27 protein-coding genes are annotated in these 26,828 nt (G+C 66.3%); 25 read left to right on the top strand and 2 right to left on the bottom strand.

Translation table 11 applies throughout. The annotated features are described in order from the left end of the window. Positions 1–207: 207 nt before the first annotated feature. The 20 genes from ACOGI8_RS09305 (at position 208) to ACOGI8_RS09210 (ending at position 18,301) form a co-directional block, all read left to right on the top strand. Positions 208–411, top strand: a complete 204-nt coding sequence (locus tag ACOGI8_RS09305; protein WP_419853522.1) for a hypothetical protein — start codon at positions 208–210, stop codon at positions 409–411. A 2-nt stretch (positions 412–413) separates the two neighbouring features. Beyond that, the gene (locus ACOGI8_RS09300) at positions 414–650 is read left to right on the top strand and encodes a hypothetical protein (protein ID WP_419853521.1); all 237 of its coding nucleotides are present in this window, start codon (positions 414–416) and stop codon (positions 648–650) included. A gap of 145 nt (positions 651–795) precedes the next feature. Next, positions 796–1,242 carry a division/cell wall cluster transcriptional repressor MraZ gene (locus ACOGI8_RS09295; RefSeq protein ID WP_419853520.1) on the top strand — a complete coding sequence of 149 codons (447 nt, stop codon included), beginning with the start codon at positions 796–798 and terminating at the stop codon, positions 1,240–1,242. Beyond that, entirely contained in the window at positions 1,239–2,195 is a 957-nt protein-coding gene (gene rsmH, locus ACOGI8_RS09290; RefSeq protein WP_419853519.1) for a 16S rRNA (cytosine(1402)-N(4))-methyltransferase RsmH, read from the top strand. The genes ACOGI8_RS09295 and rsmH overlap by 4 nt, the downstream gene beginning before the upstream one ends. Before the next feature lie 33 nt (positions 2,196–2,228). Then, the gene (locus ACOGI8_RS09285) at positions 2,229–2,687 is read left to right on the top strand and encodes a hypothetical protein (RefSeq protein ID WP_419853518.1); all 459 of its coding nucleotides are present in this window, start codon (positions 2,229–2,231) and stop codon (positions 2,685–2,687) included. Beyond that, positions 2,671–4,626, top strand: coding sequence for a penicillin-binding transpeptidase domain-containing protein (locus ACOGI8_RS09280; protein WP_419853517.1), 1,956 nt, complete (start codon positions 2,671–2,673; stop codon positions 4,624–4,626). The genes ACOGI8_RS09285 and ACOGI8_RS09280 overlap by 17 nt, the downstream gene beginning before the upstream one ends. Then, positions 4,619–6,112: a UDP-N-acetylmuramoyl-L-alanyl-D-glutamate--2,6-diaminopimelate ligase gene (locus ACOGI8_RS09275; protein WP_419853516.1), complete on the top strand. Its 1,494-nt coding sequence runs from the start codon at positions 4,619–4,621 to the stop codon at positions 6,110–6,112. Before ACOGI8_RS09280 ends, ACOGI8_RS09275 begins: the two co-directional genes overlap by 8 nt. Further along, the gene (mraY, locus tag ACOGI8_RS09270; protein ID WP_419853515.1) at positions 6,109–7,161 is read left to right on the top strand and encodes a phospho-N-acetylmuramoyl-pentapeptide-transferase; all 1,053 of its coding nucleotides are present in this window, start codon (positions 6,109–6,111) and stop codon (positions 7,159–7,161) included. The genes ACOGI8_RS09275 and mraY overlap by 4 nt, the downstream gene beginning before the upstream one ends. After that, on the top strand, positions 7,158–8,558 hold the full coding sequence (gene murD / locus ACOGI8_RS09265) for a UDP-N-acetylmuramoyl-L-alanine--D-glutamate ligase (protein ID WP_419853514.1): 1,401 nt from the start codon (positions 7,158–7,160) through the stop codon (positions 8,556–8,558). Before mraY ends, murD begins: the two co-directional genes overlap by 4 nt. Continuing rightward, a complete protein-coding gene (gene ftsW, locus ACOGI8_RS09260; protein WP_419853513.1) occupies positions 8,555–9,685 on the top strand; it encodes a putative lipid II flippase FtsW in 1,131 nt (376 codons plus the stop codon). The genes murD and ftsW overlap by 4 nt, the downstream gene beginning before the upstream one ends. 3 nt (positions 9,686–9,688) lie before the next feature. Beyond that, positions 9,689–10,879 (top strand): UDP-N-acetylglucosamine--N-acetylmuramyl-(pentapeptide) pyrophosphoryl-undecaprenol N-acetylglucosamine transferase, encoded by a 1,191-nt coding sequence (locus ACOGI8_RS09255; protein WP_419853512.1) that lies wholly within the window; start codon positions 9,689–9,691, stop codon positions 10,877–10,879. Then, positions 10,876–12,300, top strand: coding sequence for a UDP-N-acetylmuramate--L-alanine ligase (gene murC, locus ACOGI8_RS09250; protein WP_419853511.1), 1,425 nt, complete (start codon positions 10,876–10,878; stop codon positions 12,298–12,300). The genes ACOGI8_RS09255 and murC overlap by 4 nt, the downstream gene beginning before the upstream one ends. Then, complete coding sequence (gene murB, locus ACOGI8_RS09245) at positions 12,290–13,255, top strand: UDP-N-acetylmuramate dehydrogenase (protein WP_419853510.1); 966 nt, start codon at positions 12,290–12,292, stop codon at positions 13,253–13,255. Before murC ends, murB begins: the two co-directional genes overlap by 11 nt. Before the next feature lie 66 nt (positions 13,256–13,321). Further along, the gene (locus ACOGI8_RS09240; protein WP_419853509.1) at positions 13,322–14,011 is read left to right on the top strand and encodes a cell division protein FtsQ/DivIB; all 690 of its coding nucleotides are present in this window, start codon (positions 13,322–13,324) and stop codon (positions 14,009–14,011) included. 131 nt (positions 14,012–14,142) lie between these two features. Further along, positions 14,143–15,219, top strand: coding sequence for a cell division protein FtsZ (gene ftsZ, locus ACOGI8_RS09235; protein ID WP_419853508.1), 1,077 nt, complete (start codon positions 14,143–14,145; stop codon positions 15,217–15,219). Further along, positions 15,176–16,012 carry a laccase domain-containing protein gene (locus ACOGI8_RS09230; RefSeq protein ID WP_419853507.1) on the top strand — a complete coding sequence of 279 codons (837 nt, stop codon included), beginning with the start codon at positions 15,176–15,178 and terminating at the stop codon, positions 16,010–16,012. Before ftsZ ends, ACOGI8_RS09230 begins: the two co-directional genes overlap by 44 nt. Next, positions 16,005–16,688, top strand: a complete 684-nt coding sequence (locus tag ACOGI8_RS09225; RefSeq protein WP_419853506.1) for a YggS family pyridoxal phosphate-dependent enzyme — start codon at positions 16,005–16,007, stop codon at positions 16,686–16,688. The genes ACOGI8_RS09230 and ACOGI8_RS09225 overlap by 8 nt, the downstream gene beginning before the upstream one ends. Positions 16,689–16,762: 74 nt before the next feature. Continuing rightward, the gene (locus ACOGI8_RS09220) at positions 16,763–17,275 is read left to right on the top strand and encodes a cell division protein SepF (protein ID WP_419853505.1); all 513 of its coding nucleotides are present in this window, start codon (positions 16,763–16,765) and stop codon (positions 17,273–17,275) included. A gap of 36 nt (positions 17,276–17,311) precedes the next feature. After that, positions 17,312–17,566, top strand: coding sequence for a YggT family protein (locus ACOGI8_RS09215; protein ID WP_323673199.1), 255 nt, complete (start codon positions 17,312–17,314; stop codon positions 17,564–17,566). A gap of 21 nt (positions 17,567–17,587) precedes the next feature. Then, complete coding sequence (locus tag ACOGI8_RS09210) at positions 17,588–18,301, top strand: hypothetical protein (RefSeq protein ID WP_419853504.1); 714 nt, start codon at positions 17,588–17,590, stop codon at positions 18,299–18,301. Here ACOGI8_RS09210 and ileS read toward each other — a convergent pair. After that, a complete protein-coding gene (gene ileS / locus ACOGI8_RS09205) occupies positions 18,298–21,483 on the bottom strand; it encodes an isoleucine--tRNA ligase (protein ID WP_419856391.1) in 3,186 nt (1,061 codons plus the stop codon). The two genes, ACOGI8_RS09210 and ileS, sit on opposite strands and share 4 nt — an antisense overlap. A gap of 151 nt (positions 21,484–21,634) precedes the next feature. Here ileS and ACOGI8_RS09200 point away from each other — a divergent pair, with 151 nt between their 5' ends. The 3 genes from ACOGI8_RS09200 to ACOGI8_RS09190 all read left to right on the top strand — a co-directional run bounded on the left by ACOGI8_RS09200 (position 21,635) and on the right by ACOGI8_RS09190 (position 23,728). Next, positions 21,635–22,246 (top strand): TraR/DksA family transcriptional regulator, encoded by a 612-nt coding sequence (locus tag ACOGI8_RS09200; RefSeq protein ID WP_419853503.1) that lies wholly within the window; start codon positions 21,635–21,637, stop codon positions 22,244–22,246. A gap of 97 nt (positions 22,247–22,343) precedes the next feature. Beyond that, positions 22,344–22,781 carry a signal peptidase II gene (lspA, locus tag ACOGI8_RS09195; RefSeq protein ID WP_419853502.1) on the top strand — a complete coding sequence of 146 codons (438 nt, stop codon included), beginning with the start codon at positions 22,344–22,346 and terminating at the stop codon, positions 22,779–22,781. Then, positions 22,778–23,728 (top strand): RluA family pseudouridine synthase, encoded by a 951-nt coding sequence (locus ACOGI8_RS09190; protein WP_419853501.1) that lies wholly within the window; start codon positions 22,778–22,780, stop codon positions 23,726–23,728. The genes lspA and ACOGI8_RS09190 overlap by 4 nt, the downstream gene beginning before the upstream one ends. 4 nt (positions 23,729–23,732) lie before the next feature. Here the strand turns inward: ACOGI8_RS09190 and ACOGI8_RS09185 are convergent, their stop codons facing one another. Beyond that, positions 23,733–24,185 carry an RrF2 family transcriptional regulator gene (locus ACOGI8_RS09185; RefSeq protein ID WP_419853500.1) on the bottom strand — a complete coding sequence of 151 codons (453 nt, stop codon included), beginning with the start codon at positions 24,183–24,185 and terminating at the stop codon, positions 23,733–23,735. Between the two features lie 48 nt (positions 24,186–24,233). Here ACOGI8_RS09185 and ACOGI8_RS09180 point away from each other — a divergent pair, with 48 nt between their 5' ends. Together ACOGI8_RS09180 and ACOGI8_RS09175 are read left to right on the top strand one after the other, a co-directional pair. Beyond that, entirely contained in the window at positions 24,234–25,370 is a 1,137-nt protein-coding gene (locus ACOGI8_RS09180; RefSeq protein WP_419853499.1) for an alkaline phosphatase family protein, read from the top strand. A 155-nt stretch (positions 25,371–25,525) separates the two neighbouring features. Further along, on the top strand, positions 25,526–26,818 hold the full coding sequence (locus ACOGI8_RS09175) for an ISL3 family transposase (RefSeq protein ID WP_419853498.1): 1,293 nt from the start codon (positions 25,526–25,528) through the stop codon (positions 26,816–26,818). The last annotated feature ends 10 nt before the right edge of the window (positions 26,819–26,828 follow it).

The raw sequence follows: 26,828 nt of genomic DNA, 5'->3' as shown, positions 1-26,828 counted from the left end.
GCGTGGGTATGCGACGAATGGCACGCAAGCGCTGAGTTGCTGCATGCACGCGCGATGCCGTCGGACCGCCGACGCCGCGTCTCATGGTTACGCCCGACCGCGCCGGCAGTGATCCTGGGCTCCGCCAGCCCCGACCCTTTCAGCGGTTCACGAGCCGATCTCGTCCGACGGCACAGCGGCGGGGGGTTGGTATGGCTGGATCCCACGATGAGCGCGTGGGTGGACGTGTTCGTTCCCGCCAGCGACCCGCTCTGGCATGCAGATGTCAGCAAGGCCTTTCATTGGCTGGGCCACACACTGGCAGCCGCATTTGCCGACGTCGGTCTGCAGGCCAGCATGCATCCCGGCCCGTACGAAGCCGGCCCGTCCCTTGCCTGGTGTGCTTTGCATCGCTTGGCCCAGGCGAGGTAGTGGTGGACGGCCGCAAGCTCGTCGGCATCTCTCAGCGTCGTACACGTGAGGGCAGCCGCTTTCAATGCATCGCCTACGAGAGTTTCGGACTCGGCCCCATCGAAACTGTCCTGGATTCCGCCACCGCCATCCGCGTCCACAACCAAGCAGTCGGCTGGGCCGATCTCGGCATCACAGCCTCACCCGCCGACATCGCCAAGCACATGGTGGCGTACATCACCGCACACGACACTGAGTAGCTCTGCCGGCCTCCGCAGCGGGCGCGGGACACATCCGGGGTGGACAGGGTGGGTGCTTTGCCCATAAAGTGGTGCGAAGTGGTGTGCGGGGGCAGAGATACCCACGCAGGCCAGGTACCCATTGCGACGCTGCGGAGGCCCTGCGGTGGAGAGTCTGTTTGTCGGCCAGCACGAGCATTCGCTCGATGCCAAGGGCCGCATCGTGCTCCCTGCGAGCTTCCGCAGCGCATTTGAGCCGTCCGGCTTCCTGATCAAGCACAGCGAGGGCTGCCTCGCACTCATGACCCCCGACCGATTCGGCGAGATCGCAGGCCAGATGTCGGAACGGTCCCAATCTGGCGGTCCGCATGGGCGGGCGGCCAAGCGCTCCTTCGGAGCGGGAGCCGCCCGCGTGCTGCCCGACAAGCAGGGCCGGATAGCAGTTCCTGAGGAACTGCGCCGCTTCGCCGGCTTGCAACGCGAGTGCGTCGTGATCGGCGCCATCGACGAAGTCGAGATCTGGGACGCGGGCCGCTGGAACGAGATGAACGCCCAGGGCGAATCGCTCCTGGCAGCACCCGAGAGCGGCACCGAAGCAGCGGAGCGGGCGTGAGTGTGACCACCGCAGCCAAGTCCTTCCACGAACCGGTCATGGTCGACGAGATCGCCGAGGTGTTCGCACCCGTCGCCGGCGGGCTGTTCGTGGACGCGACCGTGGGGGGCGGCGGCCACGCCGAGGTGCTCCTGCGGCAGCATCCTGAACGGCAATTGCTCGGCATAGATCGCGATCCCGAGGCCATCGCAGCAGCGCAGGAGCGGCTTGCGGCCTTCGGCGACCGGGTCAGCTTGCGCTGCGAGCGGTTTGACCGCCTCGGCGAGCTGCTCGATGCGGCTTCTGCAGGCCCGCTCGCCGGTGTGCTGTTCGACTTCGGCGTCAGCAGCCACCAGCTCGATGCCGGTGAGCGCGGCTTCTCCCACCGCTACGACGCCCCGCTGGATATGCGCATGGATTCCCGCTCGGGACCCGATGCGGGCGTAGTGGTCAACGCCTATGAACTCGCTGAACTGCGAGATCTGTTGAGACGCCATGCCGACGAGCGCTACGCCCAGCGCATCGCCGCAGCGATTGTGGCCGCCAGACCGGTACGCACCACCCGCCAACTGGCCGACATCGTCAAGGCCGCTGTGCCTGCTGCGGCGCGGCGCAGTCGGCGCCATCCGGCGATGCGCACGTTCGCGGCGATCCGCATCGAAGTGAACGACGAACTGAACCTCATCGAACCCGCAATGCGAGCGGCGCTCGCGCGCCTGCAACCACGTGGGCGCCTCGCAACGCTCGCCTATCACTCAGGAGAAGACAGCATCGTGAAGATCATTTTGCGAGAAGCGGCCGACGGCGTGTGCGAATGCCCGTCGACGCTGCCATGCATCTGTGGCGCCGCGCCCACCGTTCGCCTGCTGCGTCGCAAGGTCACGCGGCCCAGTGCTGCTGAGGTCGAACGGAACCCGCGCGCCGCGAGTGCGGTGATGCGCGCTGCAGAGCGCCTCGAGCCTGCCCGTCCCTGACCCGGGCCTTGCTAGGGAACCGAGCCTCGCCCAATGGCCCTCGCCACTGCCCACCTCACCGTCGCGCATGCGCCGCCGGCTCTGGTGCAGACGCCGGCACGCCGCGCCGTGGGACTGCGTCTCGTCGGCGTCACCGCGCTGCTGGCGGCCGCTGCCATCACCGTGCTCGCTGGGCTAGCGGTATTCCACTCGATGCTGGCTGCGGGGCAATACCGGCTGTCGGAGCTGGAATCGGAGATCGCTGCGGAGCGAGAGCGCTTGATCGATCTTCGCTACGAGCTCCAGACGCTCCACGGTCCCGCGGAGATCGAGTTGATGGGCGTAGGGGCACTTGGCTTGGTGAGCGCGACGGATCCGATCGATGTGCGGATCGAGCCCCGGCATATTGCCGCCGTCGATCCGCCGCAGCGAAGCATCCATGAGGGCGGTGACTGGCTCTCGATCAAGACGCTGCTGACCGACGCGTCCACAGCGCATGACCGACGTTCTTGAGCACTCCGAGCCCCGCCAGAGGCTGAGCCGCACGGCGGCGCCCTGGCACCCGTCGATGGGTGCTCCGCCGGGGTTGCGATCGCCGGCTGCACGTTCGGGATCCGCAGCGCATGCGGGGACGACGACAACCCGGCGGCCTGATGCGGCGACCGTGCGCCGATGGCACCCGTCGTCGGGAGCGAAGGGACCACCCGGCGGACCGAAGCAGGAAGCCGCCGCAGAGCAGGCCAAGCGAGGCCCTCGCCGGCGCACGGCTCGCGCCGGACCGCCGCGCCGGCGGGCGCTGCTGCTGATCATCGCCTCGGCCGTGGCGCTGGCCACTCTCGGCGCTCGCCTGGTCCAGGTACAAGTGCTCGACCGCGAGACCTATGCGGCCCTCGGCGAGCGTCAGGGGACGGCTCAGTGGGAGCTCGAATCGGTCCGCGGGGCGATCCTGGACCGGAATCTGAATCTGCTCGCTGTGTCAGACAACCTGCCCACGATCTGGGCCGATCCCCGCCTAGTCACCGACCCGTACCAGACGGCCGCTGTTTTGGCGTCAGTCCTGGATATCGACGCCGACATCGTCGCCGAACGGCTCGCTAGTGACCGGCACTTCGTCTACGTGGCGCGTCAGGTGAGCCCCGAAGACGGGTTGGCAGTGCAGGAGATGCAGCTGGCCGGGATCGGCGTACGCGGCGAATCCTCACGGCTGAGACCCAACGGGGATGACTTCGCTCGAGGGCTGCTCGGCGCCACCGACATCGACCAGAACCCATTGGGCGGCGCCGAAAAGCAGTTCGCCGAGGTACTCGACGGCACAGACGGCCGTGAAGTCGCTCGGATCGCCCAGAGCGGGATGCCGCTGCCGACGGGAACTGAGCTTTTTGAACCCGTCAGCCATGGTGATGACGTCGTGCTCACACTGCATACCCAGATGCAATGGGTTGCGGAACGATCTGTCAGCGAAGCAGTTCGAGCGACCAGTGCCAAAGGCGGCATGGTGGTAGTGATGCAGAGCGATACCGGCGACGTCCTGGCGTTGGCGGCGGTTGCCCGCGATCAGGACACGGATGAGGTCAGGCCGGTGGCCTACAACCCCGCCTATACCGACGCATTCGAACCAGGCTCGGTCGCGAAGAGCTTCACCATCGCCGCAGCACTGGAGGCAGGACTCACCACCCCGGTCGAGATGCACTCGACGCCGGCCGCGTACACATTCGCCGACAAGGAATTCATCGAGCCCTATTCCAAGCCCAGCACCAGCATGACGACTTCGGACATCCTCGTTCACTCATCGAACATCGGGACCATCAAGCTCGCCGAACGGGTTGGCGCCGCCGAACTGCAGCGTTCCCTGCGTTCGTTCGGCTTTGGTCGCCTGACTGGAAACGACGACGCTCCGGCGCTGCCCGGCGAGAGCCGTGGCATCTTGCGTGCTGCGAACCAATGGCGCGGCACCGATCTCGCCACGATCGCGTTCGGCCAAGGCATCGCGATCACTGCGATACAGCTCACTGCTGCATACAACGCCATTGCCAACGACGGTGTGTACGTCACGCCGCGCCTCGTGCTGGGCAGCGTGGGCAGCAACGGTGCACTGCGACCGGCTGAGCGAGTCCCGACTCGCCGGATCCTGTCTGAGCGGACCGCGCAGCAGATGCAAGCCATCCTGGCTGAGGTCGTCCGTTCCGGGACAGGCAAGCGAGCCGCCATCGACGGCTACCAGGTGGCGGGCAAGACCGGCACCGCGCAAAAGCCCAGCCCTGAAGGCGGCTACTCGTCCGAGGCGTACACCAGCTCCTTCGCAGGGTTCCTCCCTGCTGATCGTCCTGAACTCACCGTCGTCGTCGTGCTCGACGAGCCGGACGAATACCGGGCCGCCATCGTGGCCGCACCGGTCTTCGCTGAAGTCGCCGAATACGCCCTGCGCATGCTCCAGGTGTCGCCAGATGCCTAGCTACATCAGCAGCGCGCCGGCAGAGCCGATACCGCTGGAGGAGTTGGCTGCGGCAATAGGCGGTACCTGTGCGCTGCCCCCGCACCGGCGCATCGACGAGGTCGCGGCATCAGCGGTCCTCGTGCGCGGCATCACCCACGACAGTCGTTCAGTCGCGCCCGGCGCCCTGTTCGGCTGCGTCGTAGGGCAGCGCCACGACGGCCACCATTTTGCCGCTGAGGCAGTGAACGCAGGAGCTGCGGCGCTGCTGGTGTCGCAGGTGCTCGACGTCGATGTGCCCCAGATCGTCGTGCCCGACGTGCGAAAGGCACTCGGGCCGGCGTCAGCTGCGGTGTGGGGACAGCCATGGCGCCGCCAGCCGGTGGTGGGCGTCACCGGGACAGCGGGCAAGACCACGGTCACGCACGCAATCGCCGCCATTGCGAGCGCATGCGGTACCACTTGTGAGGTTATGGGCACGCTGGACGGAACGCACACCACGCCCGAGGCACCAGACCTGTGCCGACGTCTCAGCCAGGCTGCCGACGCGGGAGCCGGGATGGTCGTGCTTGAGGTGTCATCTCATGCGCTCGCCCAGGGCAGGGTCGATGGCGCCAGCTTCGCTGCCAGTGTGTTCACCAACCTCGGCCATGAGCATCTCGATTTCCACGAGACGATGGAGGACTATTTCAACGCCAAGGCGCGCCTCTTCGACGGTCGCAGCGAGATAGCGGTGTTGAACGTTGCCGATTCGTGGGGTCGCCGCCTGGCATCGATGGTCGCTGGCACAACTGCCGAAGTCGTCGAGTGGCAGCCTTCCGATATCGATCGCATCGTGGTGAGCACCGCGGGAATCAGCGGCAGGTGGCACGGCCGATCCGTGCACTGCGGGCTGCTGGGCCGATTCAATGCCGCAAACGTGGCGGCCGCAGCAGCAACGGCCAGCGCCCTCGGATTCGATGATGACGCGATCGCCGACGCGATCACCGCCGTCTCCCCGGTACGAGGGCGTCTGTGGCCTGTCAGCGGCCCGGATGATGACATCACGGTCTTGGTCGACTATGCCCACAAGCCAGACGCACTTGCCGCCGCATTGGCCAGCGCCCGCGAGCTCGGGGCTGCAGGCGGCCGCCTGTGGGCAGTATTCGGAGCGGGCGGTGATCGGGACCAGTCGAAGCGGGCTCTCATGGGCGCGGCGGCGGACCGCCATGCCGATGTGCTCATCCTGACCTCCGACAACGCTCGCAGCGAGGACCCTGCCCAGATCGCGGCCGACATCGCCGCAGGCGCGGTCAGCCGACATGACGCAGATGACGGCTTGCACGTCGAATTGGACAGGTCGAGCGCCATCTCGTACGCCGTCAGGAACGCTCAGGCTGGCGATGTCATCGTGGTCGCCGGAAAGGGCCACGAGACCGCGCAGGTGAGCGCAGGGCATTCCGTACCGTTCGATGACGCAGATGTCGCTGCCGAACACCTGAGGCGGCGCGGGAACGCAAAGCGATGATTGCGCTCCTGATCGCCGCCAGCTCTGCCATGTTCGTGTCGCTGGTAGGAACTCGCTACCTCATTCCCTGGCTGCAGGCCCGCGGGGTGGGCCAACCCATCCGCCTCGATGGCCCCCGAGGCCACATCACCAAGGCGGGCACACCGACGATGGGCGGCGTTGCGGTCGTCACGGCAGCCGTCGTGGGGTATGTCGTCAGCCACCTGCGCGCCGAGACCGTCATCACTCGATCAGGCATCGTGCTGCTGGCAGCCGTCTGCGCTGCAGGACTCGTGGGTTTGGCGGACGACTGGATCAAGGTGAGCCGCGAGCGCAATCTGGGATTGAACAAGCGGGCCAAGCTGATCGGGCTGATCGTCGTGGGCATCGGCTTTGCCGTCGCGTCGGTGTGGTGGGTCAATCTCGATACTGCCGTCGGATTCGCACGGCTGGAGGGCAATGCGCTGCGGATTCCCGCCGCTGTGTGGATTCTGTGGGCAGTCATCATCGTCCTGGGCACGTCCAACGCCGTGAACTTGACAGATGGCCTGGACGGCCTCGCCGCCGGCGCCGCCTCGGTGGCGTTCGCGGCCTTCGTCGTGATCGGCTACTGGGCCTTCCGTCACCCCATCTCCTACGACGTCAAGCACCCCCTCGACCTCGCCATTGTCGCCGCTGCTATGGCTGGAGCGTGTGCCGGATTCCTGTGGTGGAACGCGCCCCCGGCGCGGATCTTCATGGGCGACACCGGTTCGCTGGCCATCGGCACCGCGATGGCGGGGCTCGCAATGCTGTTGCACGTCGATCTCCTATTGCCCGTGATCGGTGGCCTCTACGTCATCGAGACCGCATCGGTGATCATCCAGGTCGGTTCGTTCCGGCTCTTCGGCCGCCGCTTGTTCCGGATGGCCCCCATGCATCATCACCTTGAGCTGGGCGGATGGCCGGAAACCACGGTGCTGATCCGTCTCTGGGTGGTGAACAGCCTGCTCGTCGCGCTGGCGCTGGGTATGTATTACGCAGACTTCCTGAGTCTGGATCTGGTCGAAATCCCGGCGGGTTCGTTGTGAGCGCCGACGTGACGCCCGCAGACGGACCGGTCGTCGTGGTCGGCATGGGCGTGACCGGATGCGCGGTTGCCGCCGCGCTCGCAGCGCGCGGTCACGAGGTCATCGTGGCGGACGACCGGCCGAGCGAGGCGGCGGGCAGGATCGCCCGGACAGATGCTGCGTTCGGCGAGATTCACGACTCCACCGATGCGGCGCTGCTCAGGAACCTGCTCTCGGGTGCTGCGGCCGTCGTGCCCGCTCCGGGCGTGCCGCCACGACACCTCAGCTACACGCTGGCGGCCGCGGCCGGAGTGCCGGTGGTGAGCGAGTTGGATCTGGCAGCGCAGTGGGACAGTCGACCCCTCGCAGCGATTACCGGCACCAACGGCAAGACGACCGTCACGGTCCTCACGGAGCGAATGCTGAACCGAAGCGGAATCGCCGCTGTCAGCGCCGGCAACACCGACATCGCCCTGGTAGACGCCATCGACCGTGACGTTGCTGCGTTCGTCGTGGAGGCGTCGTCGTTCAGGCTGCACCGGGCACGCAGATTCGCTCCCGCGGTCGCTGCGTGGCTGAATCTGGCCCCTGATCATCTCGACTGGCATGCAGATCTGCACGACTATGCGGCTTCCAAGGCGCGCATCTGGGCGGCACAGGGTCCCGACGACGTCGCGGTGGTGCCGTTCGGCGACACCGACATCGAACCGTGGACCTCCGGGATCCGTTCACGGCGTGTGGCCTTCGCAGCGCCCCAGCAGCTCGAGGCGCCGTGCGATGTGCGCTACGAGCGTGGCGTCCTCGTCGCGCACGGCGACAGCATCGTGGCGGCGGCCGAGATGCCCCGACGGCGTCCCCATGACTTGTCGAACGCTGCCGCTGCAGCGGCTGTCGCGCTGGAGATGGGTGCATCCGTGGAGGCGGTGGCAACGGAGTTGCGATCGTTCGACGGTCTGCCTCACCGGCTCGCGTTCGCGGGGCACATCGGAGACGTGGGCTTCTACAACGACAGCAAGGCCACAGCACCGCACGCGACGGTGGCAGCGCTGCGGGGCTTCTCCGATGCGGTGCTGATCGCGGGCGGCCGGAACAAGGGCCTCGATCTCGGAGAACTCGCCGCCATTGCCGCGCATGTTCATGGCGTCGTGGCGATTGGCGAGGCCGCCGGCGAGGTTGTCGACTGCTTCAGCCAGCCTGCATGCGGCCGGATCGAGCTCGCCCGTGCCGATTCGATGCCCGAGGCTGTGGAGGCTGCCCACCGGATGGCGCTGCCGGGCCGCGACGTGGTGCTGTCGCCCGGGTGCGCCTCGTTCGACTGGTACTCGAGCTACGGCGAGCGGGGTGAGCACTTCGCGACGACTGTGGCGGACCTCGCTGAGCGCTTGGGCTCACGCATTCCAACCGGGGACAGGCGATGAGCAAGCTGGATCTTCCGAGCACCCCGTCAGGACGGCCTCACTCAGGCCCGTCGGTGCGCTACGCCGCACTCCTGTCTGCAGTGTTCCTGCTCCTGCTCACCGGCGTCGTCCTCGTGCTGTCGGCCACGTCGGCGACCGGGGTCGATTCATCCGACCGTCCCCTGCAGTACTTCACCCGGCACCTGTGGTCGGTCGGGATCGCTGTTGCGGTCCTGCTCGTCACGCTTGGCGTCGACTACCGGCACTGGCGGCGCATGGCATTGCCCCTTGCAGCTGCGAGCGTGAGCCTGCTGGTGATTGTGCTGGCGGTAGGCAGACGCACCGGCGGTGCTCGCCGCTGGATCGAGATCGGTCAATTCAGCGTCCAGCCGTCGGAAATCGCGAAACTGGCACTCATCGTTGCGTTGGCCGCTTTCTTGGATGCCCGCAAGGATCAGATCGAACGGCCCGACCGGATCCTGCGGCCGGCGATGCTCCTGCTCACTGCCGGGTGCTCGCTGGTACTGCTGCAGCCGGATCTGGGAACAACCCTCATCCTGGCGGGCATCGGGGTCGGGATGCTCTTCGTCGCGGGCCTGCCAGGCCGCGACCTGGGGAAGATCGCAGCGATGGTCGTTGTGGCGGCACCGTTGCTGGCGTACGCGGCGCCTTACCGCCGTGCGCGGCTCGCCGGCTTTCTGGATCCGATCTCTGAACGAGCCTCGAGCGGCTACCAGACGTTCCAGAGCCTGGTAGGTCTGGCGCAAGGGGGGCTGCGGGGCACCGGGCTGGGGGCAGGCCAAGCCAAGTGGGGCTGGGTGCCCAACGCGCCCACCGACTTCATTTTCGTCATCGTCGGCGAGGAGATGGGTCTCCTCGGCGCCCTCGGGCTCCTGACGCTGCTCGGGGTCGTCGGCATAGGGGGGCTCCGGACGAGCCAGAAGGCGCCCGATCTGTTCGGTTCCCTGCTCGCAGCCGGCATCGCCATCTGGTTCGTGCTCCAGACGCTGGTGAACGTCGGCGGTGTGGTTGGATTGCTGCCGGTGACCGGTGTGACACTGCCATTCCTGTCTTTCGGCGGTTCGTCACTGGTGGTGACGGCAGCGGCCGCAGGCCTGCTGCTGAACGTGACGCGGCGATCCGGTTGAGCCGTGGCTATTCCCGGCAGCATCCCTAACGCCCCCAGCGTCTTGATCGCGGGGGGCGGGACCGCCGGGCACCTGATGCCCGGCTTAGCGGTGGCTTCGGCGCTGACTGAACGTGGCTGGCCCTCCGAAGGCATTCATTTCGTCGGCAGTTCCCGGGGCATCGATGCGCAGATCGTGCCAGATGCCGGTTTCAGCGTGACCTTGCTCGGAGGTCGGGGCCTTACTGCGCGCCGGGTGAACCTGACGAACGCGCGTGCTGCAGTGAGCTTGGCGTGGGCCACGGTGCGGGGCATCGCTCTCGTGAGACGGCGGCGTCCAGCTGCGGTGCTGTCGCTGGGCGGCTACGCCGCGCTTCCCGCAACGGTGGGAGCGGTGATCTGGCGCGTGCCCCTGGTGATCGCCGAGCAGAACGCAGTCGCATCGGCAACGAACCGCCTGCTGGGCAGATTCGCACGCGCCGCCGCCGTACCCGTCCGCGGGACGGGGTTGCGCAGAGAAGTCGTGACCGGCAATCCCGTGCGTCCGGCAGTCGTCGAAGCGGCACTTGGAGCGGGCGACGCCCGTGCCCAGCTCGGCTGGCCCGCAGATGCGACCGTTGTGGTGGCGTTCGGTGGTTCGCTGGGCTCGTTCCGGATCAACACCGCCGTCTGGACGGCGTTGCCGTCATTGAGGGACCGCGACGGCTTGTTCATCTATCACGTGGTCGGCAAGCGCGACTGGGCTGAGCGACCGCCACCACCGCCGCAGCGACCCGATGGCTCGCGGGTATGCGACTGGTACCGCGCCGTGCCGTTCGATGAACAGTTGCCTGCCGCCTTGGCTGCGGCTGACGTCGCGATCTGCCGTGCCGGGGCATCGACTGTGGCAGAGCTGTCGGTCATCGGCACACCAGCCGTGCTGGTCCCCTTGCCGATCGCGACCAACGACCACCAACGTCGCAACGCAGAGGAACTGGCCGCCACGGGCGCAGCACGGGTTGTTGCCGACGCTGAGTTCGATGCGGAGCGGATGCTCGCAGAGCTCGAACAGATGCTGGAATTGCGGCGCCCCCTCAGGCCGGAGCGTCTCTCCGAAGAGACCTTCGGTCGTCGAGACTCTGCACAACGGGTCGCGCAGCTCGTGATACAGCACAGTTCAGCGGTTCCTGGCTCAGTGGTACACGAGGATCGTTCGCCGAGAAAGCACACGACGTGACCACATCTCCGTCCATCGAGCCAGCGCTCCTGATCGAAGAGATGTCAAGCCGGCTTCCCGACCTTGGGGAGCCGCGCAGCATCCATTTGGTAGGAGCCGGCGGCGCCGGCATGAACGCCATCGGGTTGGTGCTCGCCGAGATGGGCCATGCCGTCAGCGGCAGCGACCTGAGAGCGGGCCTTGGCATGACGCGGCTCGCAGCTCACGGTGCCCGGGTCGTGATCGGGCATGAGGCCGCCAATATCGGCGCGGCGGACATCGTGGCCCATTCAAGTGCGGTTCCCCAGGCCAATGTGGAGCTGATCGAGGCCCGCCGCCGGGGCATTCCGGTGCTCAGCCGGGCTGAGCTGCTCGCAGGAATCTGCCGGCGCAAGCAGACGCTGGCGGTCGGCGGAACCCACGGAAAGACGACCACCTCGTCGATGCTGGCGCTTTGCCTGGTCGCGGCCGGCGAACATCCGTCGTTCCTCGTGGGCGGCGAGGTGAACGAAATCGGCTCCGGTGCCGTTTGGGACACAGCGGGGGAGTGGTTCGTCGTCGAAGCAGACGAGTCTGACGGGACGTTTCTGGAGCTCGGCGCCGATGCGGTGGTGGTGACGAACGTCGAACCTGACCATCTCGACCATTACGGCAGTTTCGACGAGCTTGCAGCCGCATTCGAAGAGTTCGTCACCAGCGCTGGAGGGCCACGCATCGTGTGTGCCGATGACCTGCGGGCCGCCGCCATGGCCGAGCGCGTCGGCGGCTGCGTTACCTACGGAAACGCTCCGGGGGCCAAGTACCGGATCATCGACGCGCGCAGCTCTCGTACCGGTGCTCGCTTCGAGCTGGTCGCCGGCGCAACGTCTATCGGCCGTTGCGAGCTGCCACTGCCTGGGCTGCACAACGTGACGAATGCGGCCGGCGCTCTTGCGGCGGCACTCGAGCTCGGGGCCGCGGCGTCACCGATGATCGATGCCCTTGGCCGATTTGCCGGTGTCGCCCGGCGATTCGAGCGACGCGGCGAGCGTGACGGGGTGTCGTTCATCGACGACTATGCGCACCTGCCCACCGAGGTCACCGCGGCGATCGCCGCAGCTCGCAGCGGAGGCTGGAAGCGGATTGTCGCCGTATTCCAGCCGCATCGCTACTCGCGGACCGCAGCGCTCTGGCAGGACTTCGCGGACTCGTTCGCTGATGCCGACCAAGTGGTCCTCACCGACATCTACGCCGCCGGCGAGGTACCGCGGCCCGGTGTGTCCACCGAACTGGTACTCGGTGCCGTGCTCGACGCCCATCCGTATGCGTCGGTGGCCTATCTCCCGGGCCGCACCGAGCTGCGTTCGTACCTGCGCAGGAGTCTGCGTTCTGGCGACCTGTGCCTCACCTTGGGTGCCGGTGACCTGACGACGCTCGCCGATGAGATGTTGCATGTCTCCTGAGCAGTGGTCGGACCCGGATGCAGTTCGACGCGCCGTGACCATGCTCGGCGATGACGCTCGTGTGAATGCGCCGCTGGGGGCGTTGACCACGTCGAGAGTCGGCGGTCCGGCAGCGGTGGCGTTCGTGGCAAGCAGCCCATCCGACCTGCAACGCGCGGCAGAGGCCGCAGCAGCTTCCGGGCTGGAGATGCTCGTCGTCGGGAGAGGATCGAACCTACTGGTCGCCGACCGAGGATTCGAAGGCATCGCGCTCTTCCTCGGCGATGCCTACGCCACAATCGAATGTGATCGTGCGAACGCCACGGTCACTGCAGGGGCATCTGTGGCACTGCCGGTGCTCGCGCGCCAGTGTGCCGCGGCAGGTATCGGCGGCCTCGAATGGGCCGTTGGCGTGCCGGGCTCCGTGGGCGGGGCCGTGCGCATGAACGCAGGAGGGCACGGCAGCGATATGGCGTCGTGCTTGATCGATGCAGACATCGTCGATCTGGAGGCTGGGTTCAGCGGCAAAGCAGTCGCCCGAGCGGTCCGTGATGTCGAGGCCCTGGAGTTGGGCTACCGCAGCAGCGGTCTCCAAAATCGTCACGTCGTGGTTCGTGCGCGGCTGGCCGGGCACCAAGCGCTCCCGTCGACGGTGATGGATCAGATCGCGGACATCGTCCGGTGGCGCAGAGAGCATCAGCCCGGCGGGCAGAACTCCGGTTCGGTCTTCATGAACCCGCCCGCCGAGTCCGCAGGAGCCCACATCGACCAGACAGGTCTTCGGGGCTTGCGCATCGGCACAGCGGAGGTGTCGCGCCTGCACGCAAACTTCATCGTTTCGGACCCCGGCGGCACGGCAGCAGATGTCGTCGCGCTCATGGCCGAAGTCCGGCGCCGCGTCACCGAGTCGACCGGCATTGTGTTGCAGCCCGAAGTCCGCATGGTGGGCTTCGAGGCGGCACCGATGCCGTCTTGAGCGATGTCGGAGGGAGCTCCGAAGCCTGCGGAACGGAAACGACATCGTCGGCGCCGATGGCTGACCGTGGCGGCGTTTGCCGCTGTTGCCGCATCAGTTGCAGCGATCCTTTTCGCAGCAGGCACCTTCGAAGTCGACCGGATCCATTTCAGTGGCCTGCATCGCGTGAGCTACGACGAGGCATACGGGGCCGCCGACATCCATGCCGGGGACTTCATGGGAACCCTCGACACCGGCGAAGCAGAACGGTCACTCGAGAGCCTGCCCTGGATCGCCGACGCTCGAATCCAGCGGCGGTGGCCTGCAACGGTGGAAGTGGATGTCGTTGAGCGCAGCGCAGCGGCGATTGCATTGGCCGCTCCCGGCAGCTGGGTTCTCATTGACATCGAAGGCCGGGTCCTCACTTCACCGCTCGCCATCCTGCCCGAACTTCCGCGCTTGTCAGGCATTGCTGCGGCGCCGGAACCGGGTGCGTTCCTCGCAAGCGATGCGAATGCGCTGCTTGCCGCGTTGAGTGCAGCGCACGGGCAGCCCGAGTTCGTGATTGCCGCGCTGTGGCGCGACGGGCGCGGGGACATTAGCGCGCGCGTGTGGCAACAACCAGGAGATCTTGTGCTCGAAGTCGCGCTGGGGGACGAATCGGCGATCGGGGCCAAGACGGCGGCGATCGCTGCAGTCATCGGAGAGATGACAACCTCCGCTGCCATCTTGGATGTGTCGGTTCCGCACTTGCCGGTGCTCCGCCCGTCGGGTTAAGGGGCTCAGCGCAGGGTCTTGCCGATAGACAGAGGCATCAGTACTGTCGTCAATTGCGCTATTTTCCCCTAGAAGACGCCCGTCGGCGGCATGTGTGATGTCGCGGCTGGCCAGTGAACGCGAGGAGCCCTGTGGCCTCACCACAGAACTACGTGGCAGTCATCAAGGTGGTGGGCGTCGGGGGCGGCGGCTCGAATGCCGTCAACCGGATGATCGATTTCGGTTTAGGCGGGGTTGAGTTCATCGCCGTCAATACCGACGCCCAGGCCCTGCTGTTGAGCGACGCCGACGTCAAGCTTGACATCGGCCGGCAGTTGACGCGCGGGCTTGGCGCGGGCAGCGATCCCGAAATCGGCACCCGAGCCGCAGAAGAGCACCGTGATGAGATCGCCGAAGCGCTGCAGGGTGCGGACATGGTGTTCATCACGGCCGGAGAGGGCGGCGGCACCGGCACCGGAGGCGCCCCGGTGGTGGCAGAGGTTTCCAAAGAGGTAGGAGCGCTGACGATCGGAGTGGTCACGCGCCCGTTTGCCTTCGAGGGCAAACGCAGGCAGATCCAGGCCGAACAGGGCATCGAGCGACTGAAGGAGCGCGTCGACACGCTGATCGTGATCCCGAATGATCGGCTGCTGACCGTAGCGAGCGAGCACACATCGATCATCGATGCCTTCCGCATGGCAGACGACGTTCTGCGCGAGGGAGTGTCTGGGATCTCGGGCCTGATCACCACGCCGGGCCTCATCAACACCGACTTCGCGGACGTCAAGGCGATCATGTCGAGCGCCGGTACCGCCTTGATGGGAATCGGCCGTGCTCATGGCGAGAACCGCTCCAAGAATGCGGCCCGACAAGCAGTCTCGTCGTCGCTGCTCGAGGAGTCCATCGACGGTGCCCGCGGCATCTTGCTGAACATTGCCGCAGGACCGGAACTCGGGCTGTTCGAAGTCAACGAAGCAGCGGAAGTCATCCGCGAAGTTGCGCACGCCGAGGCCAACATCATCTTCGGCACGGTGATCGACGATTCTCTCGGGGAAGAGATCCGCGTAACGGTCATCGCTGCAGGTTTCGACCGTTACGGACCGGGCCGCTCTGGAGGTGCTGCGCTGGGCGACTACGCAGCCTCAGAGGAGTCGGGTGATATGGCCGACCCGTTCGGCGACCTCGATGAGGACGACGAATCGTTCGACGTACCCAGCTTCCTGCGGTGACGCCTGGGTTACCTCGCAACCACTCCACACTGCCGTACATCGACGCCCATCGCGGTCTCGCGGCGGGGCTGCACGGCCCGGCACGCCACGCCGGAGGGCGCTTCGGATGCTGACGCTGCGTCGCCGCTGCGGGAACAGCTGGGTGCGCATCTCGGTCTCTGAGCGCTCCGACGGTGACTGCGCTCCAATCGACGGTTCCGCCCCCAGCGACGTGACTGTCTTGCGGCAGGTCCATGGCGCGCGGGTTGTGGAGGTGGGACAACCTGGAGAGCATCGGGGCATCAGCGCAGACGCAGCATGGACATGGACGCCACGAGCCACACTGGCCGTGCGAACGGCTGACTGTGTGCCGATTGTGCTGTATGGGACCGATGCGGCGGGTCGGGGGGCGGTCGCGGCGGTGCACGCGGGGTGGCGAGGCCTGCTCGACGGCATCGTCGCGGCAACCCTCGCCGAGCTCAGGTGCCATGGATTCCGTCGCCCACGTGCCGTCGTCGGGCCTCACATCTGCCCGCAGCACTACGAATTCGGCACCGAACAGCTTGAAGCAGCCACCCAGGCACTTGGTCCGTCGGTTTCGAGCACGACGCGATGGGGCACCCCAGCGTTCGATCTGGGCGAGGCCACGCGGCTGGTGTTGCGACGGAATGGGGCCATCATTGACAGCGAGATCGGCCGCTGTACCGCTTCGGATGAGCGCTATTACTCGCACCGATGCCGTGGGGAACACGGACGAACAGCCGTGTTGGTCTGCCTCGAGGCCGGGCCGACAGGCGAGATGTTCGATGATTGACGCCGAGGACGTCCGCCGACGCACCGAGCGCGTCAAGCAGCGGATAGCCGATGCCGGCGGCGATGCTGCTCACGTCGGCATCGTGGCGGTGACCAAGGGCTTCGACAGTTCGGCTATCGAAGCTGCTGCTCGTGCCGGTCTGGTGATGATCGGTGAGAACTACGCCCAGGAGCTGCACGGCAAGTGGCACGAGGTGGACACTGCGACCAAGACGGCAGTCGAGATCCACTTCATTGGGCGGCTGCAGTCGAACAAGGTCCGGCAACTGGCTGGAGTGGTGGACGTGTGGCAGAGCGTGGATCGGATGCGGTTGGTTTCCGAAATTGCACGCCACGATCCTGGTGCTTCCATCTTCGTGCAACTCGACGTGAGCGGCAGTGCTACCCAGGGCGGCTGCCCGCCCGGTGAGGCCTCGTCATTGGTAGCTGCCGCTCGTCGGGAAGGACTCGATGTGGCGGGTTGCATGGCTGTCGGCCCGCAGGGTTCGGCTTCTGAGATTGCACGGGCCTTCAGTGAGGTCGCCCGATTCTCTGATCTCCATGAGATTGAGCATCGCTGCATGGGAATGAGCGGAGATCTTGAGGAGGCGGTCAGAGCGGGTTCGACAATGGTGCGTATAGGGACTGCCCTCTTCGGCAATCGCCCACCCCGAAGTGCCTCAGCGCGGGGTGCCTGACCGTAACTTGACAAGTCGGTACCCTGTGCGACCGAGACAGCTTTTGATCGAGGCTGTTGTTACCGAGGTTCTGCATGCCATCGTTCATGAAGCAGGCAATGAGCTATCTGGGCTTGGGCCCGGATGACAGCTATGCGCCGCCACCCGAACGCGCCATGCCGGGCGACATGCCAGCGACCGAAGCCTTCGCCGATCAGACCGGCCAGAGCGGCGTCACCGTGGTTGAGCGGCCAGCGGCAGCGACGCCCCAGGCCGCACCCGCCGCACCGACATCGGCCGTGCGCCGCGTCGCCACATCAACAGCACAGCCGTTCGTGCTGATGCCACGGATGTTCGATGATGCACAGCAGATCGGAGACCGCTTCAAGCGCGATCAACCGCTCATTCTGAACTTGCAGGGGCTCGATCGCGACACCGCTCGTCGGCTCCTCGACTTTGCCAGCGGGTTGTGCTACGCCCGCGACGGCGAGATGCGCAAGGTCGCAAACGCCGTGTACATGCTCGTGCCGGCAAACGTCGTAGTGAGCGATGACGAGCATCGTGCAGTCGCCGCACAGGACGACCCCGTGCAGGACATCGGCCGCTGAGACGCTCCGGCGCGGACCACCAAGCGGAGCGATGAGATGCTGTGCACGCTGATATCGCTCTACGTGTTCGCCATCTTTGCGCGTGTGCTGTTCAGCTGGATCCCGCTTGCTCCCGAGAGCCCAGTCATGGTGGTGCGAACTTGGCTGGTGCGCATTACTGAGCCTGTCATGGGTCCACTGCGGCGGGCACTGCCCGCAGTGCGACTCGGCCGGGTGGCGCTCGACCTGTCACCGATCGTGCTGATCATCGGGTTGCAGGTCTTCGTGGCGGGCATGCTGCTGGGATGCTGAGACGCTGGTACATTCCGCGCCATGGCGAGCCCTGATTCTCCTCCCGTCGAACCCTCCGATACCGAGGGCGAGGGCTTGCTCGAGACGATCGGTGCGCAGCTAGCGACGCTCGCAGCGCAAGTATCCGAGATCGACCAGCGCATGAGCAGCGTCGAATCGGGAGGGCCTGCACAGCCTGTGGAAGTGCGGCTGTCACCCGAGACGGTGGCGCAGATTGCCGATGCACTTGCTGCATTGCAGGCGGCAGGCAGCCAGGCACTGGACGAAGCGTTCAAGACGGCGAGCGACGACCTCACCGAGGCGCTGTCCGGTCTCGTACGGTCCGAGATATCGAGGACGCTGACTGACGCCGGTTACACCGTCGAGGTCACCGAGGTCGCTGAATCGGACATCGACGATGAGCCGTTCGAGGGCGGCTCAAGCTCCGACGCTGCCGCAATGCTCGCAGACAGCGACGTGGATGAGCTGCCTGAGCCAGAGCCGATTGCGGCCTCCGTTCGCTCTGGGCCAGATGCTGGCGCCATGCCGTCGATCGTCGCGCCGCTTGCGGCGGCCGAACGGGTCGACGCCGCGTACGAATCGATCAGCTCCGGCTCAGAGAGCGACACGGACGGCGAAGACACTGACGATGTGGACGGTGATCTCATCGACGCGGACCGGGCGCCACTCGCACTCGACGAACTCGATGATCCCTTCCTGGATGCGCTGATCCGCAAGGAACCCCTGTCTGCTTAGACAGCCGCCCGCGAGCAGACCGCCAGATCGAGGTCGGGCTCGTCGCTGCCGTCGAGCCAGTGGATCTCCTCCGCTAGCACGGCGGCTTCCACCAATGGCTCATGCTGACGGATCGCATCCAGATTCGGCGGGCTCCAGCGGATCGTCAGATTGATGCGGTCGGTGACTTCGAGACCGTGCTCCTTGCGCGTTTGCTGGATGTGGCGAATCAGATCGCGAGCTGCACCTTCGGCCTCCAGCTCGGGTGTGACCGTGGCGTCCAACGTCACGACCAGTTGCTGGACTTCCAGCACCGAAGTGGTAGCCGGGTCCGATGGTTGCAGGGTGAGCTGGTATTCGCCGTCGCGCAGTTCGTGGCCTCCGGCAACCACCCCGCCTCCGGCTGTGACGCTCCAATCGCCCGTTCGGGCGGCCACGAAGACTTCCTGAACGGCGGCGCCCAACCGCGGCCCCAGCACCGAGCCGTCTGGGCGCAGCACATGAGTTGCGAGGTCGCCAAGCTTATTGTGGAGCTTCACCTCCCGGACGTTGATTTCCTCGGCCAGAAGCAGGGCGAACGGCTCGAGCCGCTCTGCACCGGCACCGGCCACCGTCACGCTACGCAGCGGCAGCCGGACGCGTAAGCCGGCGTCCTCACGCACTCGCAGCGCTGCCGAGGCCGCAGCGCGCACGGCATCCATGTGTTCGACGAGGTCGGAATCCAGCGGGAGCATCTTGGGGTCAGGCCAGTCGCTCAGGTGCACGCTGTCGCCGCCAGTCAGCCCGCCGTAGATCTCTTCGGTGATCATCGGCAGCAGCGGGGCCGCCATGGCCGCAAAGATCCTCAGCACCGTGTACAGCGTGTCGAAGGCGTCAGGTTCGCCCGTGGTCCCGCCTTCGACGGAAAGGACGCGGGTGAACTCGCCCCAAAAGCGTGTCCGGCTACGGCGGATGTACCAGTTGTTCAGTGCGTCGATGAATGACTGCAGCTCGGCGGCAGCCCCAGGCAAGTCGTACGCGTCGAAACTTGCCGTGACTGACTCCAGCGTGGCCCTGGTCTTGGCCAGCAAGTAGCGATCGAGCACATGAGCAGAGTCGGCTCGTACCTTGGCTTCGTAGCCATCGGCATTCGCGTACAGCGTGAAGAAGGCATATGAGTTCCAGATCGGGATCAGCACCTGCCGGGCGACCTCGTCGATACCGCTGTCGGAAATGCGTGTATCGCCGCCCCGGACGATGTTCGTCGCCATGAGGTACCACCGCAGTGCATCGGACCCCTGATTGGCGAAGATGTCGGTGGGCTCGGTGTAGTTCCGCAGCCGTTTGGACAGCTTGTTGCCGTCGGCGGCGAGCAGCACCCCATGGCAGATCACGTTCTGGAACGCTGGCTGGGAGAACAGCGCTCCCGCCAGAACGTGGAGCGTGTAGAACCAGCCACGGGTCTGGTTGATGTACTCCACGATGAAATCGGCCGGGAAGTTCTTCTCGAACCACTCCTTGTTCTCGAACGGGTAGTGCACCTGCGCGAATGGCATGGATCCCGACTCGAACCAGCAGTCGAGCACCTCGGGCACACGTCGCATGGTCGAGCGGCCCGTGGGATCGTCCGGATTCGGGCGCGTCAGCTCGTCGATGAACGGCCGGTGCAGATCCGTTGGGCGCACGCCGAAGTCGGCTTCGAGCTCCTCGAGGCTGCCGTAGACATCGATCCGGGGATAGTCAGGGTCGTCGCTCATCCAGATCGGGATGGGCGAGCCCCAGAACCGGTTGCGACTGATGGACCAGTCACGGGCACCTGCCAGCCACTGGCCGAACCGGCCGTCGCGCACATGGCCGGGCACCCAGTTGATCTGCAGGTTGGTCTCGGCCAACAGATCGGAGATCTCGGTGACCTTCACGTACCACGAGCTGATGGCCTTGTAGATGATCGGCGTATCCGTGCGCCAGCAGTGCGGGTAGTTGTGCTCGTAACTGTCGTGGCGCAGCACCCTGTCGCGTCGCTTCAGCTCGGCGATGATCTGCGGGTTTACCTCGAAGACGTTGCGGTCGGCCCACGGCGTCACCGGTTGGGTGAAACAGCCTCGGTCATCCACCGGCACGGCATCGCCGATCTCGATGCCGTGGGCTTCGCAGAGAAACTGATCCTCCTCGCCGAAGCCGGGCGCCAGGTGAACCACACCGGTGCCTTCGGTGGTGTCCACGAAATCGCCGGCGAGTACCCGAAATGCCTCAGTGCGATGAGCGAAGAACTCGAACATCGGCGAGTAGCGGCGGCCTGCCAGCTCAGCGCCGCGCATTGTGTCCAAGACGGTGTACGGCTCGAGGTCGGCTGCGTACTGCTCAAGACAGTCTGACGCGAGGACGTAACGGCCAGCACCGAGGGCTTCCGATTGCACCACGGCATAGGAGATCTCTTCGCCGACGGCGACTGCGAGATTGGACGGCAAGGTCCACGGTGTCGTGGTCCAGGCGAGCAGTCGCAACGGGCCCTCTGCGCCAGCCGTGCTGCTTGCGCCGGCCGGCCCGTCGGTGTCCGTCAGTTCGAACCAGACGGTGATAGCGGGGTCCTGGCGAGGTCTCGTGGCGTCGTCGAGCCTGATCTCGAAATTGGACAGCGGGGTCTCCGCGCCCCACGAGTAGGGCATGACCCGGAACGCCTGATAGACGAGGCCCTGATCCCAGAGCTGCTTGAACGCCCACATGACCGATTCCATGTAGGGCAGGTCCATCGTCTTGTAGTCGTCGTCGAAATCGACCCATCGAGCTTGGCGGGTGACGGTCTTGCGCCACTCCGCCGTATACCGCAGCACTGAGTCGCGACAGTGGGCATTGAAGCGCTCGATGCCGAAGTCGGTGATGGCGGCGCGCCCGCTCACGCCGAGCTCGCGTTCGGTCTCCATCTCGGCAGGCAGGCCATGGCAATCCCAGCCGAAACGCCGGTTGACGCGGTGGCCACGCATGGTCTGGTATCGAGGTACCACGTCCTTGACGTAGCCAGTCAGCAGGTGTCCATGGTGCGGCAGCCCGTTCGCGAAGGGCGGACCGTCGTAGAAAACGAACTCGTCATTCGCGGGCCTATTCGCGATCGACGTCTCAAACGTGCCCTCGTCCTGCCAGCGCGCAAGAATCCGTTCCTCGATCTGCGGGAAGTCTGCTTGCGCAGGTACACGTGGGTACACGGTCTCGGTCGGCTCTCGCTTCACCAGTGCCTCCTGGGCCTCGCTCGAGCCCACGGGCCAGCCCACGAGACAGCGAGGGTACCCCTGAGGCAAGGAAATCAACGGGGTTGCGAACTGCCAAACGCAGTCGAAATCGGCGACCTAGACTGCCGCGTCGCTTCTGTGGGGAGGAGCCATGGCCACTGCGAAGAAGGCTTCCGCCCGTAAGGCTGCCGCGAAGAAGGCGCCGGCACGAAAGCGGGCAGCGAATTCCTCGAAGGCCAAGACCGCCGCGAAAGCTGCAGGCACAGCCAAGAAGGCACCCGCGAAGAAGACTGCTAAGAAAGGGACCGCTGCGAAAACAGCAGGCACAGCCAAGAAGGCACCTGCGAAGAAGTCCACACCCCGCCGCAAGGCTCCAAAGCCCCGCTTCGGCGAGGCGTTTCTCGAAAAGCAGCGACAGGCGCTGCTGGCTGAACGCCATCGCTACACAGAACACGCCGAACGGTACGAAGCCGAGGCCGAACAGCTCGTCAGCGAGCGCGAGCCGGGAGATGTCCAGTTCGATGAGGAGTCGGGTGAGGGAGACTCCATCGCCGTGGAGCGCGATCGGGCACTGCAGATCTCAGCCCGCGAGCGCGAGGAGATCGCCGAGATCGATGCGGCCCTAGCGCGCATCGAAGACGGCACCTACGGCATCTGCGTTGTTTCGGGCAAACCGATCCCCAAGGAGCGTCTGGAAGCGATCCCGCACGCTTCCATGCGCGTGGAGGTCAAGAGCAGCGGTCCGGCATGGCGTCGGCCGTAGAGGCTGAGCCGAGGTGTTTGCAAAAGCTCCATCAGCCTCGCAAGCCCGCGTGACGCGCAACCTCAGCATCGCTATCGCCTCGGGTGCAGTTCTCTGCTTGGATCAGATCACCAAGGCATGGGCCGTGGCCGCTCTGGACGACCGCATCATCGACCTGGTGTGGACGCTGCGCCTGCGGCTCGTGCACAACACCGGCTTCGCCTTCTCAGCAGGCCAGCAACTCGGTCCGGTGTTGGCACTCGTGGCCATCGTGATCGTCGGTTTGCTTTGGTCGTGGCGACGTCGTGTCCAGGGCCGATGGGCATCCGTCGGTCTTGGTGGGATCATTGGGGGGGCGCTGGGCAACCTCACTGACCGTATCTTTCGCGGCGCAGCCTGGGGGCGTGGCGCGGTCGTGGACTTCATCGACCTGCAGTGGTGGCCGATATTCAACGTGGCCGATGCCTGCATTACCGTCGGGCTCGCCATCGTGTTGCTCCACCTGTATCGCAGCGAGCGGGGCCGGTCAGGGGCTCCGCGAGGGGCGCGTGGGTGAGCGACCTGCGGAAACACCTCGAGATACCGGAATCGCTGTCCGGGGAGCGCATCGATCGGGCGCTGTCGCTGCTGACCGGGCGGTCGCGATCAGATACGGCGAAGATGGTCGCGCAGGGCTGCGTTCTGATCGATGGGCAAGCGGCTCGAGCCGGCTCGGTCCGGGTCACTGCGGGCTCGACCGTCGAAATCACCGAGGTGCAAGCGTCTGCAGCGGTCCAGGAGCAACGCCGTGAGACGGTCCCCTTCTCTGTCGTGTACGACGATGCCGACATCGTGGTCGTCGACAAGCCATCCGGAGTCGTCACCCATCCCGGCAGCGGACACGCTGCAGGCACACTCGCGGATGCGTTGGCCGAGCGCTATCCGGACATGGCCGATGTGGGCCAGCCCGGCAGGCCCGGCATCGTGCACCGGCTCGACCGTGGAACCAGCGGGCTGCTGGTGTGCGCGCGCACTGCGCAGGCGTACGACGCGCTTGTCGAGCAACTCGCGAAGCGGCAGGTACGCAGGACTTACGCAGCGTTGGTACGAGGGCACCCGTCGTCTCCGACGGGAACGATCGACGCGCCGATCGGTCGCGATCGGGAGCATCGCACCCTCATGGCCGTGACATCTGAGGGTCGTGAAGCCCGGACGCACTACAGCGTGGTGGAGACCTATGCGCATCCTGCGGAGGCCTCACTGCTCCACTGCCGGCTCGAGACGGGACGGACACACCAGATCCGGGTGCATCTGGCCAGCATCGGACTGCCGCTGCTCGGCGACCTGACCTACGGCGTGCCGGATCCGTTCGGCATCGGCCGTCCGCTGTTGCATGCAATCCGGTTGGCATTCCGGCACCCAGCCACCGGTGCGAATATGGGCTTTGGGGCCGTGATGCCAGACGACTTCGTAGAGGCGCTGAGACGCTTCGGTGCCGAGCCGTCGGTTTTCCCGACGGATTGACTCTCTACGGCGATTCGACGGCGGGTTTGGGCCAAGGCGCGCGTCCGCGTGCGATCTCAGCTACTGCAGCGAGGCTGTAGGAATCCAGCTCGGCACGCATGCGGTGGCCGACCGAGTCCCAGATCGCCAGCAAGACGCACTGCCCTTCGTGGTCGCAGGCGCCATCTTGGTGAGGCTGACCGAAATCGCCGAGAGCGATCGGGCCGTCGACTGCTCGAACGATCATCCCAATCGTGATCTCGGCTGGGTCGCGAGCCATCACGTATCCGCCGCCGACACCTCGCTTCGACCGCACCAACCCGGCCCCTTTGAGTGCAAGCAGAATCTGCTCGAGGTAGGGCTGGGGCAGACCTGTGCGCTCCGCGATGTCGCGCACCGAAGTCGGCCGGCCGTTGTCGTTGAGGACCAGGGACAGCAGCGCGCGGCTTGCGTAGTCTCCCCGCGTTGAGACCGCCACGGTGGCAGCGTAGCCCCGGTACCGGTCTCGCCTTCTAGGGTCACCACTATGGAGGCAGGCGTCATTGACCATGGCGGGGACGGCGAGACCTTGGCGCTCGACCGCACGCTGCCGACGTACGACGACCACAGTGTCACCGCCGTGACTCCGGCTCTGTGCGCTGGTATGGAAGCGGACCTCATCAGCGATTCCGTCGCTGCTGCACGCACTGTGGTGCTGCTGGTTGTGGACGGCCTCGGCTGGCACCAACTGCGTCGCCATCGCTCGCTCGCACCGTCGCTGGCAGCGGCGAGCGACTCGACGCCGCCGATCACCACGGTTGTTCCGAGCACGACCGCAACGGCCCTGACGTCATTGGCAACCGGGGCGGCGCCGGGTGAGCATGGGCTCGTCGGTTACCGCATTGCGACCCCTCTGGGACTGCTGAATGCGCTTCGCTGGCGGGCCGGCGGCCGGGATGTGCGAGCTGCGTTGCCGCCTGTTGAGATGCAGCCTGTCGAACCATTCTGCGGCCAAGCTGCCGCTGTCGTGACCCGTGCGGAATTCCGCCACAGCGGCTTCACCGATGCTCACCTGCGCGGCGGCTCGTTTTGGGGATGGCACGACATAGGGGGCTTCGTCGCCGCGGTGCAAGGTGCCGTCTACGAAGGCTCCCGGTTCGTCTTCGCCTACTACGACACGCTCGACAAAGTCGCTCACGAGTTCGGCCTCGGCGAGCGTTACCACGCCACCCTCGTGGAAACGGAGCGCCTCGCTGTTGCCCTCCGCAGCGTCCTGCCTGCCGAGATCCCGCTCATCGTCACAGCCGATCACGGTGTCGTTGAGGTTCTCGAACCGCCGGTGATGGTGGATCCCGACATCGTCGAACTCACCGACGGCTGGTCGGGCGAAGCCAGATTGCTGTGGCTGCACGCGTGCGCTGGCGCAGAATCCGAGCTTGCAGCCGCCTGCGAGCGCTACGCCGCTTTTGCCGAAATCGCCCTCGTCGAGCAGGTGCTCGACGAGCAGTGGCTGGGGCGTCATGTCACCGTGACGGCCAGAGGTCGGCTCGGTGATGTCGCGCTCGTGCCCCGAGGTCTGCAGGCGTTCACCATGCCCGACGAGGACCAGCCCCACCATGCACTCATCGGCCGCCACGGAGGATTGACCGCCGAAGAAATGCTGGTGCCGTTCGCCCAGCTCTAGACAACGCGCACGACCCCGCCAGAGCGACATGTGCCCAGTGTTTATGCGGCGCTTCGCGTTTGCGCGTGGAGTGAGCCGTTGAGGGTGCGGGCGGCATAGGGAGGGATCCCCCAGAATCGGAGGTGCTCGACATCTCTGAGTTCTGGAGGATCCCTGTGAGGCTTGACGCTATTCGCGCGTTGCATGCTGTTGTCGGCTTGGGCGCCGGTGTGGCGGTGACCGAGGTGTCGGACCGGCGCGACGGCCCGCTGTCGGTCGGGATCGAGCTGGTCCGGCGCCCGTGCTGTGAGGGCTGCGGGGGGCCGGTGTGGGCGCACGGTTCGGCCAAGGTGAAGCTGGCCGATCTGCCGGCGTTCGGTCGGCCGGTGCGGCTGGTGTGGAACAAGCGCCGCTGGCGGTGCCCTCACAGCGGCTGCGGGGTGTGCACGTTCACCGACCAGGAGCCGGGGGTCGCGCCGCGGCGGGCGCGGATGACCAGCCGGGCGGCGCGGCATGCGACCCGCCGCGCCGGTGCGGGAAGGGCGATCAGCGAGATCGCCGCGGGCCTGGGCGCGGGGTGGCACACGGTGATGCGGGCGGTGCATCGCTGGGGCGGCGCGCTGCTCGAAGCCGACATGGCACGGCTTGAAGAGGTCACCGCGCTGGGCCTCGACGAGATCGTGCTGTTCCGCCGCGGCCGCTACCGCGAAAAGCACTGGGGCACCACGATCGTGGACACCCGCCGCGGCAAGCTGCTCGACATCGTGCCCGGCCGCAGCGCCCAAGGAGCGACCAGGTGGATCGAGGCCCGGTCGCCGCGGTGGCGAAGACGGGTCCGCTGGGGCGTGATGGACCTGTCGGGGCCGTACCGCAAGACGTTCACCGACGCGCTGCCCCGCGCCCGGCAGATAGCTGACCCGTTCCATGTGATCAAGCTCGCGAACTCGGCGATCGACGACGTGCGCCGCCGAGTGCAGAACGAGACCACCGGCGGGCGAGGCACCAAGCACGACCCCCTCTATCGGATACGGCGGCTGCTGCTCACCGCCGCCGAGCGGGTCACCGACAAGGGACGACACAAGCTGCGGGGCCTGCTCGCAGCCGGCGACCCCCGCGGCGAGGTGCGAGACGCGTGGCACGCGAAGGAGACCCTGCGCGGCGTCTACCGGATCCCCCAACACCCGCTCGCTGTCGAAACGCTCGACGAACTCGCCCGCGACCTCCAGGACGACACGTTCTCCCCGGAGCTGAACAAGCTCGGCCGCACCCTCGCCGCCTGGCGCACCCAGGTCACGAACTGGCACCGCTCACGTGTCACCAACGGGCCGACCGAGGCAGCCAACAACCTCGCGAAGCTGATCAAGCGGGTGTCGTTCGGGATCACCAACTTCGACCACTACCGCACACGAGTCCTGCTGTATGCAGGCAAGCCCGACTGGACCCTGCTCGACACGCTGACTCCACGCTAAAGCGCGAAGA

Source organism: Candidatus Poriferisodalis sp. (assembly GCF_965204195.1).
Lineage (GTDB): Bacteria > Actinomycetota > Acidimicrobiia > Acidimicrobiales > Poriferisodalaceae > Poriferisodalis.
The sequence above is the reverse complement of the archived record's forward strand: the minus strand, read 5'-3'. Positions and strand labels throughout refer to the sequence as shown.

Excerpts from the sequence above, each read along its gene's own strand:
- ACOGI8_RS09180 (WP_419853499.1), top strand. The coding sequence starts at position 24,234 with ATGGAGGCAGGCGTCATTGACCATGGCGGGGACGGCGAGACCTTGGCG.
- ACOGI8_RS09230 (WP_419853507.1), top strand. The coding sequence starts at position 15,176 with ATGAGGACGACGAATCGTTCGACGTACCCAGCTTCCTGCGGTGACGCC.
- ACOGI8_RS09210 (WP_419853504.1), top strand. The coding sequence starts at position 17,588 with ATGGCGAGCCCTGATTCTCCTCCCGTCGAACCCTCCGATACCGAGGGC.
- murB (WP_419853510.1), top strand. The coding sequence starts at position 12,290 with ATGTCTCCTGAGCAGTGGTCGGACCCGGATGCAGTTCGACGCGCCGTG.
- ACOGI8_RS09215 (WP_323673199.1), top strand. The coding sequence starts at position 17,312 with ATGCTGTGCACGCTGATATCGCTCTACGTGTTCGCCATCTTTGCGCGT.
- ACOGI8_RS09285 (WP_419853518.1), top strand. The coding sequence starts at position 2,229 with ATGGCCCTCGCCACTGCCCACCTCACCGTCGCGCATGCGCCGCCGGCT.
- ACOGI8_RS09275 (WP_419853516.1), top strand. The coding sequence starts at position 4,619 with ATGCCTAGCTACATCAGCAGCGCGCCGGCAGAGCCGATACCGCTGGAG.
- ACOGI8_RS09200 (WP_419853503.1), top strand. The coding sequence starts at position 21,635 with ATGGCCACTGCGAAGAAGGCTTCCGCCCGTAAGGCTGCCGCGAAGAAG.
- ACOGI8_RS09280 (WP_419853517.1), top strand. The coding sequence starts at position 2,671 with ATGACCGACGTTCTTGAGCACTCCGAGCCCCGCCAGAGGCTGAGCCGC.
- mraY (WP_419853515.1), top strand. The coding sequence starts at position 6,109 with ATGATTGCGCTCCTGATCGCCGCCAGCTCTGCCATGTTCGTGTCGCTG.
- ftsW (WP_419853513.1), top strand. The coding sequence starts at position 8,555 with ATGAGCAAGCTGGATCTTCCGAGCACCCCGTCAGGACGGCCTCACTCA.
- ACOGI8_RS09220 (WP_419853505.1), top strand. The coding sequence starts at position 16,763 with ATGCCATCGTTCATGAAGCAGGCAATGAGCTATCTGGGCTTGGGCCCG.
- ACOGI8_RS09305 (WP_419853522.1), top strand. The coding sequence starts at position 208 with ATGAGCGCGTGGGTGGACGTGTTCGTTCCCGCCAGCGACCCGCTCTGG.
- ACOGI8_RS09225 (WP_419853506.1), top strand. The coding sequence starts at position 16,005 with ATGATTGACGCCGAGGACGTCCGCCGACGCACCGAGCGCGTCAAGCAG.